Raw genomic sequence first — 15,715 nt, forward strand, 5'->3', positions numbered from 1 at the left:
TTATCATCACTTATTCAGTTGAAAAGAATGTAAAATATTTGTTTTTTAATTTCATTTTTTATTTATTTCAAATTTAAATAAATTATATATTTATTCCGAATTTAAAATTTATACAATAATTAATTATTTGTGTATGAACTATAACATTCAGTAGGTTTTATTACTATGTTTCAAAACAATCCATTGCTTGAACAGTTAAAAAAAAAATTACATGCTAAAACACCAAGAATTGAAGGTGTTGTAAAAAGTACTGAAAGAGGATTTGGATTCTTAGAAATCGATTCGCAAAAAAGTTATTTTATTCCTCCTAAAAATATGAAAAAAGTCATGCATGGAGATAAAATTTTAGCTCTTTTAAAAATAGAAAAAGAAAGAGAAATTGTTGAACCAGAACAGTTAGTAGAACCTTTTTTAAACAGATTCGTAGGTAAAATTGATAAAAAAAATGGTAAATTATGGATTTTACCTGACTATTCATTTTTAAAAGATTTCATTGCATGTAAACCTCATAAAAATTGCTTAGATATTTTTCGTACAGGAGATTGGGCTGTAGCAAAATTAACAAAACATAGACTCAAAGGTGACTCTGTTTTTTATGCAGAATTAATTGAGTCGATAGTAGCAGATAACAACCCTTTAGCCCCATGGTGGGTTACTTTATCTCGTCATAATTTAGAAAAAAAAGAACCTGTTATAGAAGACAATAATCTTATTTTAAGAGACGATTACAATCGAAAAGATTTAACTCATTTAGACTTTATCACGATAGATAACGCCAATACTAAAGATATAGATGATGCTCTTTATGTATTTGAAAATTCTGAAGGACATTTATATTTAACTATAGCTATTGCAGATCCCACTTCTTACATAGAAAATGGTAGCAATCTGGATGTAATTGCTTCTAAAAGAATTTTTACTAATTATTTACCTGGATTTAACATTCCTATGTTACCAAGAAATTTATCAGAAGATAAATGCTCTTTAAATCCTAATAAGAAGCGACCTGCATTAATTTGTGAAATTATTATCTTAAAAGATGGTAGCATATCAAAAGAAATTCATTTTTCTTTAGCCTGGATAAAATCTAAATCCAAATTATCTTATGAAAACGTATCAGATTGGATTGAAAAAATAGGAAATTGGCAACCCCCAACAAAATCTATTGAAACTCAAATATTATTACTTCATCGTCTATGCTTATTGCGAATAAAATGGAGATCAATAAATGCTGTTATCTTTAAAGATAATATAGAATATAGATTTCATTTTTCTGATTCGGGTAAACTAATAGATGTTTTTGCTGAAAAAAGAAGAATTGCTCATAAGATAATTGAAGAATCAATGATTGCTGCTAATATATCTGCAGCTAATTTTTTATCAAAAAATGTTGGTTTTGGTATATATAATGTACATTCTGGTTTTGATTCTATCAATGCTAAAAACGTAGTTTCTTTTTTAAAAAATTTTAATTTAAAATTTAGCTCTAAAGAATTGATGACATTAAAAGGATTTTGTAACTTAAGACGTGTATTAAATATACTTTCAAATAATTATATTAATAGTCGAATTCGTCGATTTCAATCTTTTGGAGATTTTAGTATTACACCCAAACCGCATTTCGCGCTTGGTTTTTCAGAATATGCAACTTGGACTTCTCCTATTCGAAAATACAGTGATATAATTAATCATCGTTTGTTAAAATCTATTATAAACAATGAAAAAATTTTAAAACCTAAAGAAGAAATCAAATTAAAAATAGTCGATCAAAAACGTCGAAACAGAATGGCTGAAAGAGATATTTCGGATTGGCTTTATGTTTTATTTCTTCAACAAGAAAAATACCGAAATAAAATATTCAGTGCTGAAATCATTGATGTATCTAGAAGTGGTGTACGAGCTAGATTAATAGAAAATGGAGCAAATGTTTTTATTCCAGGTCCTTTTTTGCATCCCATACGAGAAGAGTTAATTCTTAATCAAGAAATGGGTCAAGTGTTAATTACTGGAACATTATTTTGTCAGGTATCTGATTTAGTTTCAGTGAAATTATTTGATATTCGATTAGAAACTAGAAGCATTATTGCTAAAATTCAAAGTTGAAAGTAATAATTAAAATCTTAAAATAATATAATTTTTTAAAAAAAAAGTAAACATTTGAAGTAATTTAGGAGTAAAAACGTGAATATCTCAATTTTTGATTTATCTATATATATTAAATTTTTTGTTGGTTTATGTGCTCTAGTGAATCCAATTGGAATGATACCTATATTTACCACTATGACTAGTCAACAGTCTATTATAGAAAGGAATAAAACTAATTTAGTAGCTAATTTTTCAGCATCATTAATTCTTTTAATATCATTATTTTTTGGAAATAGTATTTTAAATATTTTTGGGATATCAATCAACTCTTTTCGTATTGCTGGTGGTATACTTATAATCAGTATTGCATTTTCCATGATCAGTGGAAAATTTATAGAAAAAATGAATTCCAAACAAAGAAAAACAGAAAATAACATGATTCATGATAACATCAGCGTTGTTCCACTTGCTATGCCATTAATAGCAGGACCTGGAGCAATAAGTTCTACTATTGTATGGAGTACATATTACTCTACTTGGTTGAACTTATTTAGTTGTAGTTTAGTAATTTTTTTATTTTCATTTGTTTGTTGGTTGTCTTTTCGAGCAGCTCCATGTGTAGTCACAATATTAGGGAAAACAGGAATTAACATTGTTACTCGAATCATGGGTTTATTATTAATGTCTCTTGGTGTAGAATTTGTCAGCGCTGGTATAAAATCTGTTTTATTAAGTTTTTAGAATTAATTTTTTAACAAATAATCTTATAGAATAAGTAATTGGATATTTTTTTTGAAAAACAACATTATTTTTTTTCGTCATTTAGGAGTAGAAGAATGGTCTACTACTTTTAAAAAAATGAATGATTTTACAAAATCTCGTAACTGTTACACATCTGATGAAATTTGGTTTGTAGAGCATTATCCAATATTCACAACGGGTTCATTAGAATCTCAAAAAAATATATTTTCTAATAATGTTCCTGTAATACAAACGAATAGAGGTGGAAAAATAACATACCATGGACCAGGGCAGCAAATATTATATTTTTTAATTGATCTTCATCGCAGAAAAATTAATATTCGTGAATTAATAAATATATTGCATGTCATAGTTATGAAAACTTTGAGCAATTTCTCAATTGTGTCTTATGTTAAAAAAAAAGAGCCAGGTGTATACGCACATGATAAAAAAATATGCTCTTTAGGGTTAAGAATTAGTAAAGGATGCACTTTGCATGGTTTAGCTCTTAATGTAGATATGGATTTAACTCCATTTAATTTTATTAATCCCTGTGGAAATAAAAATATAAAAATGACACAGATAAAAGATTTTTATCTTAATGTTAAAATAATAGATGTATGTATTTTTTTAACTCAAAATATATCTAAATATTTAAAATCTCATATGATTCAGTCTTGTAAAAAATAACATCTATATTATGAAAAAAGAAGAAAACGTTTTAGAAAATACTAAAGGTAAAACAGAATCTAAAAAAATTAAAGTTATTTCAGTTAATGATTCTGATACTATAACAAATTTGAGAAAGCCTAAATGGATAAAAATTAAAATACCTCTTAATTCATCTAAAATTAATAAAATAAAAAACGCACTACGTAAAAATAATTTGAACTCTGTTTGTGAAGAAGCTAATTGTCCAAATCTGTTTGAATGTTTTAATCAAGGCACTGCAACATTTATGATTCTTGGATCAAAATGTACTCGAAACTGTCCCTTTTGTGCAGTTTCACATGGAACTCCAAGTGCTATAAATGAAGATGAACCACAAAAATTAGCACAAACAATATTTGACATGAAGATTAATTATGCAGTAATTACATCTGTAGTACGTGATGATTTATATGATGGAGGAGCTCAACATTTTGTTAATTGCATAAAAGCAATTAAAGATAAAAAAAATATAAAAATAGAAATCTTAGTACCTGATTTTAGAGGAAGAATAAAATTAGCTTTGAAAATTTTTAATAAAGCACTACCTGATATTTTTAATCATAATATAGAAAACATTCCAAGATTATACAAAATTATTCGACCAGGTGCTAATTATAAAAAATCTTTAAATTTATTAAAATCATTTAAATATATGTATTCACATATACCTACTAAATCAGGTTTAATGGTCGGTCTCGGAGAAAAAGATAAAGAAATAATAAAAGTAATGAAAGATCTTTATTCAAGTGGAGTAACACTGTTAACAGTAGGTCAATACCTTCAACCAAGTATTCATCATCTTCCAGTTCAACGTTATATGTCACCTTTAGAATTTGAAAGTATTAAAAAAGAAGCTTTGTCTATTGGATTTACCAGTGCTTTTTGCGGTCCTTTTGTTCGCTCATCATATCATGCTGGTAATCAATCTCATTTAATTCTTTAAAAGGTATTAATTATTTTTTTAAAAATGATTTGTAATTTATGAGTATTTTATTTAATAAAAATTTCATATTAAAAATTTTAAAAATTTTACAATCATATTTTTTTATGAATAATTTTCAATATAACAGAGGTTTTATAGTGTTAAGTTCTAACATTTTAAGTATTCCAAAAATAATTATTGCTTTAGATTTTAGAGAGAAAAAAAATGCTATGAAATTAGTAAATCTTCTTGATCCATCTATTTTTTATTTAAAAATTGGAAAAGAAATGTTTACTTTATTAGGTTGTTCATTTATTAAAGAATTGCAAAAGATTGGATTTCATATATTTTTAGATTTAAAATTTCATGACATACCTAATACTGTTTTTAATGCCACTAAAGCCGCAGCGGATTTGGGTATATGGATGTTAAGTATTCACGCATCCGGAGGTAAAGACATGCTTATTGCTGCTAAAAGAGCTCTAAAATCTTTTAAAACAGGCCCCTTATTAATTGCAGTTACTGCGTTAACAAGTTTAAAAGAAGAAAATTTAAAAGATATAGGAATACATATTACATTAACAGAATATATTTTAATTTTGTCTCAATTATCATATGATTGTGGTTTAGATGGTATTGTTTGTCCGGGAAATGAAGCAAAAAATATTAAATCTTTATTTGGAAATCAATATAAAATCATTACTCCAGGCATTAGAGTATCTCAAGATTTATTTTACGATCAAAACAATGTTATTACTGCTCAAGAAGCAAAAAAATATAAAATAGATTACATAGTGATTGGTCGATCAGTTACTATGTCAAAAAATCCTATTAAAAAATTAGATTTTATTTTACAGTCTATAAAATAAGATTAATATTCAATTAAAAAGATTTTATTACTTTTAATTTTATAACAAAAACTATTAAAAAACTGCAATATTTTAGGAATATTTTATGTTTAATATAAATAATTAACATTTTCTGGAGAATTCATGAAATTAATTAAAACAGAAAAAGCAGTGCTTCCTACTCCTTGGGGTGATTTTTTAATTCTTGGTTTTGAAGAAAAGAGAAATGGAAAAAATCATATTGCTCTTGTATATGGAAATATAGAAAAAAAATCTTCAATACTTTCTAGAGTTCATTCAGAATGCCTTACAGGAGATGCTTTATTTAGTTTAAGATGTGATTGTGGTATTCAATTAGAAATGGCATTAAGAAGAATTTCTAAAGAGGGAAGTGGTGTTCTGATATATCATCGTCAAGAAGGCAGAAATATTGGATTGCTAAATAAAATAAGAGCATATGCTTTACAAGATAAGGGCTTGGATACTGTTGAAGCAAATCAAAAACTTGGTTTTTCTGCAGATGAAAGAGATTTTTCATTATGCGCCGAAATATTTAGTATTTTAAACATTCAAAAAATTCGATTACTTACTAATAATCCATTTAAAGTTCAAATGCTTAGAAATAAAGGAATCAATGTTGTAGAAAGAATTCCTATTATTGCTAAGAAGCATTCAAAAAATGCTTCTTATCTTAAAACAAAAGAGAAAAAAATGGGACACTTATTATCCAAATAATATTTTTATGTTTTAAAAATTAATAAAAATGATTTATAATTTTTGTTAGATAATACGAATAAAATGTGGTAAATAAAAAATTATTTAAATATTAAAAAAAATTATCACACAAATATATTTTTATTAAAAATAAAAAATTTGTAAGTACAAACATATTAATTACTTAAAACACATACTGTTATAAAGTATTAAATTTTTTGACATAAAAAATATTTATTTTTTTTGTAAATTTAAATATATTATACAAAAAATATATACTTATTTTTTACAGCAAAGGACTTAAGAAATAAAAAATTTTTTCAATTACTTGAGTCCAATATGAACGCATATCCCATTTTTTTTTATCTAATAAAAAAGAATCACAAATGTATTGATTTTGTATAAATGCCAAATTATGACCAAAATTTATATCATCTATTACTAAAGTAATTTCAAAATTTAACCAAAGACTCCTCATGTCTAAATTAACCGTTCCAACTAAACTTAGTTGTCTGTCTACTAGTATACTTTTACTGTGCAATAATCCTTTTTTAAATTGATAAATTTTTACACCTGCTGCTAATAATTCACTAAAAAATACTCGACTAGCCCATTTCACTAAAATAGAATCATGATATAAAGGTATGATAATACTAACTTGTACACCTCTTTGAGCAGCAGTACAAATAGCATGCAGTAAATCATCGCTAGGAACGAAATAAGGAGTAGTGATAATTAACTCATTTCTGGCCGAGTAAATAGCAGTTAATAACGCTTGATGTATCATATTTTCTGGAAAACCTGGTCCAGATGCAATAACTTGAATGCTAGTGTCATTATTTCTAGAGTAATTATTTAAAACATTTCTACTTGGTAATTTAGGTAAGATCTTAAGTCCAGTTTCAATTTCCCAATCGCAAGAATATACAATTCCTATTGTTGTAGCTATAGGTCCTTCAATTCTTGTCATTAAATCAATCCATTTTCCTACTCCAGAAGACTGCTTGAATAAAATTGGATCTATAAGATTCATGCTACCTGAATAGGAGATATAATCATCAATTAGTATAATTTTTCTATGCTGTCTAACATCTAACCGTCTAAACAGAATTCGAATTAAATTAAGTTTTAAAGCTTCTACAACTTGAATCCCTGATTTTCTCATTAACTCAACCCAAGGACTTCTAAAAAATTCAATACTGCCTGCAGAATCTAGCATTAATCTACATCTTATTCCACGTTTTGCAGATTCAATTAGAGCAATTGCCACATCATCTGCAATGCCTCCAGGTTTCCAAATATAAAAAACCATTTCTATATTATGACGTGCTAAATAGATATCACGTATTAAAATTTCCATAGTTTTTTTTGTATTTGTTAGTAATTTTAGACGATTACTTTTAATTCCAGAAATGCCTTGTCTATGTTTGCATAGTTGAAAAAGAGATCTAGCTACTTCGCTATTTTTTATTTGAAATATATATTCACAAGATTTAAGATCTTTAATCCATTTGTTAGACATAGACCATATTCTGTTAGCAATTTTTTTTTCTCTATTTCCTAAATATAATTCACCAAAAAAAAACCATATAGAAATTCCAATCAAAGGAAAAATATAAATGGTTAAAATCCAAGACATAGATACAGGAACGCTTCGTCTCTTAATTAGCACTTGGAAATTAATATTAGCAATTAACAGAAAATATGTAAAAAATACCAGCCATTTAATTAATTTATAGAAAATATCCATCCATTGATTATCCTATTTATTTTTAAAAAATAAAATCATATTGATGTTTCATCAAGTATTTTTAAAAGCATTTTTATTAAAAAATAATTATGAAATCTTAAATAAAAAATATTTTTTAGAATTAGCATGTGAAACATAGTGTATATTTAAATAATGCTTATAGGTAATAATTCACGAGGCTTTCCAGAATCATCAACAGCTACATAAATAAAAATAGCTTCTGCAGCACAGTAGTATTGGCCTAATGGTTTAGAATAAATTTTTTTAAGCCACACTTCTATGTTAATGGTTATTGAACTTGTACCAAGTTTAATACATCTTGCATAAAAACTTGCAACATCACCAATAGAAACAGGTTTGAGAAAGTTCATTTTACTTACTTGTACTGTAACAACTTTTCCACCGGTTATTTCTTTTGCTAGTATTGCTCCTCCCATATCCATTTGAGACATAATCCAACCGCCAAATATGTTTCCATTAGAATTAATATCTGAATGCATGGTAAGTGTTTTTAATACTAAGCTTCCTTTTGGAAGTTTATATTTTTCTGGCATTATAAAAATTTTCGCTCTGTTGTATGAAAAATATTGTGATAGTTATTTTTTTTTTGTTTTAGTATGTATATAAACTCCAGTAATCAGTACTGCTAAAAATGTCAAAAACATTAATCCAAAAACTTTAAAATTAACCCAATTTTTTTCAGATAACCAAAAAGCAATATAAATATTTAAAAAACTACAGAATAAAAAAAATAAAGACCAAGAAAAATTAATTTTTTTCCAATAAATATCAGGTATATTTATATCTTTTTCTAACAATTTTTGCATGATTGTTTTTTTTGTCCAAAATTGGCTAACTAATAATGCAATAGATAAAAATATATAAATTATTGTTATTTTCCATTTTATAAATTGAGAATTGTGAAAAACTAAAGTTAGTGACCCAAAAAAAGAAATTACAAAAAAACTAATCAAAGAAATTTTATCTATTTTATGATAGTACATCCAATGTATTATGCATACTAAACCTGAAGCAAAAATTAACATTTTAGATGCAATAAAAATATCGTACAACTTATAAAATATAAAAAAAGTTGATATGGGTAGCAGATTTAAAATTTGTATCATATAAAAACCTAAAAAATTTTATTTTGGAGCATTAGTAAAGAGTACGTAAAAACGAAACAAATATATAGCTAAAATAGCATACAATATATTCATACTGATGCTAGATATTAAAAACGAAAAATTTTTATTTAAAAAATAAGTATGCGAGAATATTATTGTTAAAACAAATTTTCCAAACATCCAATATAATATACCTAATCCAATAATTTTTATGTTTTTAAAAGAAATAATAATACTTAAATACATAGATTTTGCAATAGAGTGTTTATTGAAATAAAAAATAATAGGTGATAATGACAACAATACTGATAAAAATATGCCTGGAATAATTAAAAATATAAAACTTATTTGAATAATTAATGCAGTAATGAAATTTAATATTAACAAATTTGGTAAACAAGAAAATAGAGAATACATATACGTAATAATTGGTCGTTTATAATTGTTAGATAAAGTTTTAATTAGTGTCATAATACCTCCTAACAATAATGTTTTACTTATTAAAAATTCAGTCATTTTTAATAAAGAATACTTAAATAATTCTTTTTTTTCTTCTATGCTCATAGAATTAATAAAATCTAACAATGAAATGCTATCTTTAAATTTTCTATGTTCTATTATAGATAAAATATACATATTTGGTCTGATTAAAATATCTATTAATATACTGGATAAAGTAGCTATTATTGATATGAATACAATTAGTTTAATTTGTTGACGAAAGAAATAATATGTATCATGCTTTAATTCATACATCTCAATATTCATGCATGTTCCTTTTAAACAATATGTTAGAAATACAAATATTATACATGTTATTTTAAACAAGCACATTTTTAGAAATACAAAATTATTATTTTTGTATAGATTGTCTTAAATAATATTTATATATCTAAATATTTTTTAAAAATATTTCAGATTATTTTAGTAGATTGTTTTAGTTTATAAGTTAAAATTCTTATTTGATTTATCATTTTTTCTTTTTCAGTTAAATATGTTTCAATAATGTGTATTATAGCGGATCCGCATATTACACCGGAAACACCTAATTGAAGTGATTTTTTAATCTGAAAAGAATTAGAAATACCAAATCCCTGTAACAAAGGAACAGAACTATATTTTTTTATCTTTTTTATAAAATTTTTTGATAAAGATTGAGTATTATTTTGAATACCAGTAACTCCGGGACGAGAAAGCAAATAGATATATCCTTTTGCTCGTTTAGAAATATTATATATTAGAGAACAATTAGCATCTGGAGGGCATACAAAAATTGAGTTAATTTTATGCTTATTAGCTGTATAATAAAATAAATCTGACTCTTCGATAGGAACATCAGCTATTAACACTGAACTTATACCAGCACTAAAACAATCTAAATAAAATTTTTTAATGCCTCGATTATACACAAGGTTAGCATATAATAAAATTCCTATTGGTAACATTGGGTATTTTTCTCTTATTTTTTTAAGTTCATTAAAATATTGAGATAAGGTATAATTTTTCGATAGAGCTCTTAAATTAGATTTTTGAATAACTGGTCCATCGGCTAAAGGATCTGAAAAAGGAATTCCAATTTCTAAAGCATCAGCACCATTAGAAACTAATGTTTCAATGATTTGAATAGACATTTCCAAAGAAGGATCTCCCATCACTACAAAAGGAACAAAACATCCTTCTTGCAGCAAAGATAATTTAAGAAACATTTTTTTATAAAGATTCACAATGTTTCTCCTGATCTTTTAAAATATTATTAACTGTTAAAATATCTTTATCTCCACGACCGGAAAGATTAACAATAAATACTTGTTTTTTATTAGGAAATAAATTCATTAACTTGAGTGCATATGCTAATGCATGAGACGATTCTAAAGCTGGAATAATTCCTTCTTTTTTGCACAAAATTTGAAATGCATTGACAGCTTCTTGATCAGTTACAGACACATATTGAGCACGATTAATACTTTTTAACCAAGCGTGCTCTGGACCTACTGATGGAAAATCTAATCCAGCTGAGATAGACCAAGATTCTTTTATTTGACCTTCTTGATTTTGCATTAAATATGACTTCATTCCAAAATAAATTCCAGTTCTACCATAACTCAATGGAGCCCCATGTCTACCGGTCTCTATTCCGCAACCTCCAGGCTCCACTCCAATTAAATCAACTTGTTTATCTTTAATAAATTCAGAAAATATACCAATAGCGTTAGAACCTCCACCAACACATGCAATTATTGCATTAGGTAAAACTCTTTCATATTCTAAAATTTGTTTTTTAGATTCTTCTCCAATAATTTTTTGAAATTCTCGAACTATTATGGGATAAGGATGAGGTCCAGCTGCTGTTCCAATCATGTAGTGAGATGTTTTGTAACTATCTGACCAATCACGTAAAGCTTCATTGCATGCGTCTTTTAATGTTCCTGAACCATTTTTTACTGATATAACTTGAGCTCCCATTAATTTCATCCTTAATACATTAACACTTTGTCTTTCAATGTCTTTAAAACCCATATAAATCCTACATTTTAAATTAAATAGCGCACAAGCAATGGCAGTGGCTACACCATGTTGTCCAGCTCCAGTTTCAGCAATAACTTCTTGTTTATGCATTTTAAGCGCTAACATTGCTTGACCTAATACTTGATTAGTTTTATGCGCACCTCCATGTAATAAATCTTCTCTTTTAAGATAGATACGGGTTTTTGTTCCTTTAGTTAAATTACAACATAAACTTAAAGGAGTTGGTCTTCCTGCATAGTTTTTTAATAAATTTTTAAATGTCTCTTTAAATATTTTATCTTTTTGAGAATCTACAAAATTTTGTTCTAATTCATTTAAAGCTGGCATTAATATTTGAGGAACGTACATGCCTCCAAATTGCCCAAAATAAGGATCTAGTAAAGTCATATGAAAATTCCTTATATTTTTAAAAAAATTTAATAATATCTTAATTTTTGAAAAACTAACTTAATTTTTTTATGATCTTTAATGCCTGGAGATATTTCTACTCCAGAGTTTAAATCTAAACCTTCACAATTAAATTCCGATGCTTTAATACAATTATTTTCATTAATTCCACCTGCTAAAATAATTTTATTTAAAACACAGTTTTTTAAAATTGACCAATCAAAACATGTATTGCTTCCTCCATGAACAGAGTCAAATATATATTGATTTACATTATTGAATTGAACATTTGGGACTTTAGATGAAATGGAAAGAGCTTTCCAAATTTGGATATTTTTTGGTAACATAATTCTTAATAAGTCTATATATTTTTGGTTTTCAGATCCATGTAACTGCACTCCAAATAAAGATAATTTCTTGGCCATTTTAACAACAATGTTAATATCTTCATCTTGAAATACACCTATGTACCTTAAATTAATCTCATGAATAATATGTTTTGCGATTTCTTCGGTAACATTTCGAGGTGAACGTTTTACAAAAATAAGCCCACCATATACTGATCCGTATTTTTCTGCAATACAAGCATCAATTTTTCTAGTTAAACCACAAACTTTATTTTTTCCTATGAGCATAGAACGTACTGACACGTCTAAATTTTCTTTATGCATTAAATTTGAACCAATTAAAAATCCATGAACAAATCTACTTAAATCTTTAACTTCATGATATTTTTTTATACCAGATTCGCTGATTATAATTACATTTTTTTTAATTAAAGGTGCTAAAAAACGAGTTCGATTTAAATCTATAGATAAGTCATGCAAGTTTCGATTGTTAATTCCAATTATTTTTGCTTTTAATTCAATAGCACGTTCTAATTCTTTTTTATTATTGATCTCAGTTATAATTCCCATATTTAATTGCATAGCTATTTTAGACATTTTTTTATATTGCTCATTGTTTAAAATAGATAGCATTAATAAGATAGCATCCGCATAATAGTACCGAGATAAATAAATTTGGTAGGGATCGACAAAAAAATCTTTGCATAAAATTGGTTGATCTACATGTTTTCTTATTGTGTTGATAAAACTAAAATTTCCATCAAAATATTTTTCATCTGTAAGTACAGAAATTGCAGAGGCATATTTTTTATAAACACTAGCAATATATAATAAATCAAAATTTTTTCTAATTACCCCTAAAGAAGGGGATTTTTTTTTACATTCTAATATAAAGAATGGATGTTTTTTTTTTAGAGAATGATAAAATTGTCTTGTATTTTTATTAATTTTATATTGAAAATCTTTTAAAGGTTGTATTTTTTTTCTATTTTGAATCCATTTAATTTTATTTTTTATTATATTATTAAGTATCGTGTCTTTCATATCCATCTTCTTTTAACATATTAGAAATGTTAATTATCTGTTTATAAACATCTCCACTTCTAATTTTTTTTAATGCTACCTGTGTATTTTCTTTTAAGTCTTCATAACCAAAAACTTTCATTAATACAGCCACGTTCACTGCTATTAATTCTTCATAAAATTTATCACCATTACCTTTCATTGTTTGGCAAATAATACGATAATTTTCTTCTTTAGAACTTTCTGTGATCATTTTTCTTGAATAATTTTTTAAACCAAAATCTTCAGCTTGTAATTTATATGAAATAATTTTACCATTCAATAACTCAGACACATATGTTTTTCCATTTAGTGTAACTTCATCTGTATTATTACCATGCAATACAATGCATCTTTTATATTCAAATTGTTTTAAAATGTGTATTGTAGAGCTAATAAGTTCTTTTTTATAAACACCAATGACTATTAAAGGAGGAGTTGCAGGATTAAGAAATGGACCCAATAAATTAAAAATAGTCTTAGTTTTTAAAATTTTACGAACATTTTTAGCTAATTTAAACCCTTTGTGATATTTTTGAGCGAATAAAAAACAAATATTTAATTTATCTAAAGTTTCAAGAGATTTTTTTGAAGATGCATTTAAATTTATATTAAGATTATTCAGTAAATCAGAAGATCCTGACTTACTTGAAACTCCTTGATTACAATGTTTAATAATTTTAAAACCACAAGCAGAAGCCACCAATGCACTTGCAGTTGAAACATTAATAGTGTTATGAGTATCTCCTCCTGTTCCAACTATATCTGAAAAAATATATCTAGGTTTAAGAAAAAATTTTTTTTTCTCTAAAAATGCATTTACTGCTCCTATGATTTCTTCTATTGATTCGCCGCGCACTCGCATTGCTGTTAATACAGAAGATAATTGTATTTCATTTATTTTTCCAGAAATTATTTCTTTAAATAATTTGTAGCTTTCTTTTTTATTTAAACACTTAGATTCATACAGTTTATTAAAAATTTTTCTCATAATTTACCTTTAACTGCTTTTATTAAATCTTTTTAAAAAATTTGAATTTTTTAAAATTTAATTAAATAAGATAACTGTATTATTTTTTGAAATGATTAATCAACATGAATCATTCAATTTAAAAATAATTTTTTAAAAAATTTATATATTTTTTAACATAAAATTATAATAGTAAAAAAAATAATTACAATTTTTATAAACATTTTTATTATTTTTCGGAACTTTTAATATGAAAAAAATAATAGTAATAATATTATTTTCTTTAGTCTCTTTAACCTGGGGAACTACTTGGATGGCAATGAAAATTGCAACTGAAACTATTCCTCCATTTTTTGCTACTGGTTTGCGTTTTTTATCAGCTACTCCATTATTGATTTTTCTCTCTTATGTAACTAAATCTCCTTTCTTGTTTCCGAAGGGATACAGATATTTTCAAATTGTAATTGCAATATTTTATTTTTCTATACCATTTACACTAATGTTATATGGAGGAATATATGTTAGCTCGTCTATGGCTTCTATTATATTTTCTAATATGCCAGTAGCTATTTTGACAGTATCATATTTATATTTAAAACAAAAATTGTTTTTTTTTCAAAAAGTTGGTGTGGCACTTTCTTTAATTTCATTATTAGTATTTTTATTAATCGAATTAAAATTAAATTTTTTTTACCAGTGGAAAGGAATTTTATCTTTAATGATAGCTCTTTTAAGTCATGCAATAATTTATGTTCAGTGTCAAAAAAAATCTTGTTATGTATCTATTTTAACATTCAATACATTACCTTCTTTAATGTCTGGAATATTACTGTCTTCTGTTGCTTTTTTCATTGAACATCCTAACATTAACCAAATTTCCAATAGATCTATTATGGCTATTTTGTATCTTGGAAACGTTTCTGGTATTTTTGGAATTTTATCTTATTTTTATTTGCAAAAAAAAGTAAGTGCATTTTATGCTTCTACTGTTTTTTTAATTTTTCCTATAATTACTGGATATTTAGAAAGTTATCTTCATGAATATATAATTAAATCGTATGAAATATGTCTGATTTTTTTACTATCTTTAGGTATATTGTTAACTTTAATTCCTCCGCAATATTTAAACAAAATTTTCTTAAAAATTAAAAAATAAAAAACTTATATTTTTTGGTATTAATATATATTTTAAAATATTTTTAAAAAAATCTTATAACTGAAAAAATTATCTAATCTAGGTTATAAATCAAGACGCATCATTAAATATAATATAAAATACGATAATATCGAAGTTAATAAAAAAAATTAGATAAAATTAGAAAACGAATTAATCAAAACAGTTTTGCGAAAATATAATTCAAAAAAACTTGTATCTTTAAAAAAAAAAAAAGAAAAAAATCATATTTTATAATAAAACTAAAAGAGAAATCTACACTAAAAATGATTATAAAAAACGTTTTACTGTATTTGATAGATTACCTGTTTTACATATGAATCGATGGATCAGTATTGGAATATTAGATAT

General features: G+C 25.4%; 14 protein-coding genes and 1 pseudogene. 7 read left to right on the plus strand and 8 right to left on the minus strand.

Annotation, left to right across the window (positions count from 1 at the left end; genetic code table 11):
• Positions 1–165: 165 nt before the first annotated feature.
• From rnb to ribA, 6 genes and pseudogenes are all read left to right on the plus strand, one after another.
• The gene (gene rnb / locus D9V75_RS01290) at positions 166–2,103 is read left to right on the plus strand and encodes an exoribonuclease II (protein ID WP_158343493.1); all 1,938 of its coding nucleotides are present in this window, start codon (positions 166–168) and stop codon (positions 2,101–2,103) included.
• Positions 2,104–2,181: 78 nt separating this feature from the next.
• Complete coding sequence (locus tag D9V75_RS01295; RefSeq protein ID WP_158343495.1) at positions 2,182–2,826, plus strand: YchE family NAAT transporter; 645 nt, start codon at positions 2,182–2,184, stop codon at positions 2,824–2,826.
• A gap of 51 nt (positions 2,827–2,877) precedes the next feature.
• Complete coding sequence (gene lipB, locus D9V75_RS01300; protein WP_158343497.1) at positions 2,878–3,516, plus strand: lipoyl(octanoyl) transferase LipB; 639 nt, start codon at positions 2,878–2,880, stop codon at positions 3,514–3,516.
• 109 nt (positions 3,517–3,625) lie between these two features.
• Positions 3,626–4,480 (plus strand): annotated as a pseudogene (lipA, locus tag D9V75_RS01305) (lipoyl synthase); the annotation flags it as partial.
• A gap of 104 nt (positions 4,481–4,584) precedes the next feature.
• A complete protein-coding gene (pyrF, locus tag D9V75_RS01310) occupies positions 4,585–5,328 on the plus strand; it encodes an orotidine-5'-phosphate decarboxylase (RefSeq protein ID WP_410051787.1) in 744 nt (247 codons plus the stop codon).
• A 123-nt stretch (positions 5,329–5,451) separates the two neighbouring features.
• Entirely contained in the window at positions 5,452–6,042 is a 591-nt protein-coding gene (gene ribA / locus D9V75_RS01315; protein WP_158343503.1) for a GTP cyclohydrolase II, read from the plus strand.
• 265 nt (positions 6,043–6,307) lie between these two features.
• Here ribA and cls read toward each other — a convergent pair whose 3' ends face one another.
• The 8 genes from cls to trpD form a co-directional block, all read right to left on the minus strand.
• The gene (gene cls / locus D9V75_RS01320; protein ID WP_158343505.1) at positions 6,308–7,771 is read right to left on the minus strand and encodes a cardiolipin synthase; all 1,464 of its coding nucleotides are present in this window, start codon (positions 7,769–7,771) and stop codon (positions 6,308–6,310) included.
• A gap of 146 nt (positions 7,772–7,917) precedes the next feature.
• Positions 7,918–8,325: an acyl-CoA thioester hydrolase YciA gene (gene yciA / locus D9V75_RS01325; RefSeq protein ID WP_158343507.1), complete on the minus strand. Its 408-nt coding sequence runs from the start codon at positions 8,323–8,325 to the stop codon at positions 7,918–7,920.
• A gap of 42 nt (positions 8,326–8,367) precedes the next feature.
• Positions 8,368–8,898, minus strand: coding sequence for a septation protein A (locus D9V75_RS01330; protein WP_158343509.1), 531 nt, complete (start codon positions 8,896–8,898; stop codon positions 8,368–8,370).
• 18 nt (positions 8,899–8,916) lie between these two features.
• Positions 8,917–9,666, minus strand: coding sequence for a YciC family protein (locus tag D9V75_RS01335; protein WP_158343511.1), 750 nt, complete (start codon positions 9,664–9,666; stop codon positions 8,917–8,919).
• Positions 9,667–9,812: 146 nt separating this feature from the next.
• Complete coding sequence (gene trpA, locus D9V75_RS01340) at positions 9,813–10,604, minus strand: tryptophan synthase subunit alpha (protein ID WP_410051789.1); 792 nt, start codon at positions 10,602–10,604, stop codon at positions 9,813–9,815.
• A gap of 4 nt (positions 10,605–10,608) precedes the next feature.
• The gene (trpB, locus tag D9V75_RS01345) at positions 10,609–11,811 is read right to left on the minus strand and encodes a tryptophan synthase subunit beta (protein ID WP_158343514.1); all 1,203 of its coding nucleotides are present in this window, start codon (positions 11,809–11,811) and stop codon (positions 10,609–10,611) included.
• Between the two features lie 29 nt (positions 11,812–11,840).
• Positions 11,841–13,202, minus strand: coding sequence for a bifunctional indole-3-glycerol-phosphate synthase TrpC/phosphoribosylanthranilate isomerase TrpF (trpCF, locus tag D9V75_RS01350; protein ID WP_158343516.1), 1,362 nt, complete (start codon positions 13,200–13,202; stop codon positions 11,841–11,843).
• On the minus strand, positions 13,183–14,211 hold the full coding sequence (trpD, locus tag D9V75_RS01355) for an anthranilate phosphoribosyltransferase (protein WP_158343518.1): 1,029 nt from the start codon (positions 14,209–14,211) through the stop codon (positions 13,183–13,185). Before trpD ends, trpCF begins: the two co-directional genes overlap by 20 nt.
• Before the next feature lie 229 nt (positions 14,212–14,440).
• Here trpD and D9V75_RS01360 point away from each other — a divergent pair, with 229 nt between their 5' ends.
• Positions 14,441–15,346 carry a DMT family transporter gene (locus tag D9V75_RS01360; RefSeq protein ID WP_158343519.1) on the plus strand — a complete coding sequence of 302 codons (906 nt, stop codon included), beginning with the start codon at positions 14,441–14,443 and terminating at the stop codon, positions 15,344–15,346.
• The last annotated feature ends 369 nt before the right edge of the window (positions 15,347–15,715 follow it).

It is taken from the genome of Buchnera aphidicola (Muscaphis stroyani), from assembly GCF_005080865.1.
GTDB lineage: Bacteria > Pseudomonadota > Gammaproteobacteria > Enterobacterales > Enterobacteriaceae > Buchnera > Buchnera aphidicola_AG.

Bases quoted from the DNA above. Each gene is read 5' to 3' on its own strand.
- rnb (WP_158343493.1), top strand. From the start codon at position 166: ATGTTTCAAAACAATCCATTGCTTGAACAGTTAAAAAAAAAATTACAT.
- pyrF (WP_410051787.1), top strand. From the start codon at position 4,585: ATGAATAATTTTCAATATAACAGAGGTTTTATAGTGTTAAGTTCTAAC.
- ribA (WP_158343503.1), top strand. From the start codon at position 5,452: ATGAAATTAATTAAAACAGAAAAAGCAGTGCTTCCTACTCCTTGGGGT.
- cls (WP_158343505.1), bottom strand. From the start codon at position 7,771: ATGGATATTTTCTATAAATTAATTAAATGGCTGGTATTTTTTACATAT.
- yciA (WP_158343507.1), bottom strand. From the start codon at position 8,325: ATGCCAGAAAAATATAAACTTCCAAAAGGAAGCTTAGTATTAAAAACA.
- D9V75_RS01330 (WP_158343509.1), bottom strand. From the start codon at position 8,898: ATGATACAAATTTTAAATCTGCTACCCATATCAACTTTTTTTATATTT.
- D9V75_RS01335 (WP_158343511.1), bottom strand. From the start codon at position 9,666: ATGAATATTGAGATGTATGAATTAAAGCATGATACATATTATTTCTTT.
- trpA (WP_410051789.1), bottom strand. From the start codon at position 10,604: ATGTTTCTTAAATTATCTTTGCTGCAAGAAGGATGTTTTGTTCCTTTT.
- trpB (WP_158343514.1), bottom strand. From the start codon at position 11,811: ATGACTTTACTAGATCCTTATTTTGGGCAATTTGGAGGCATGTACGTT.
- trpCF (WP_158343516.1), bottom strand. From the start codon at position 13,202: ATGAAAGACACGATACTTAATAATATAATAAAAAATAAAATTAAATGG.
- trpD (WP_158343518.1), bottom strand. From the start codon at position 14,211: ATGAGAAAAATTTTTAATAAACTGTATGAATCTAAGTGTTTAAATAAA.
- D9V75_RS01360 (WP_158343519.1), top strand. From the start codon at position 14,441: ATGAAAAAAATAATAGTAATAATATTATTTTCTTTAGTCTCTTTAACC.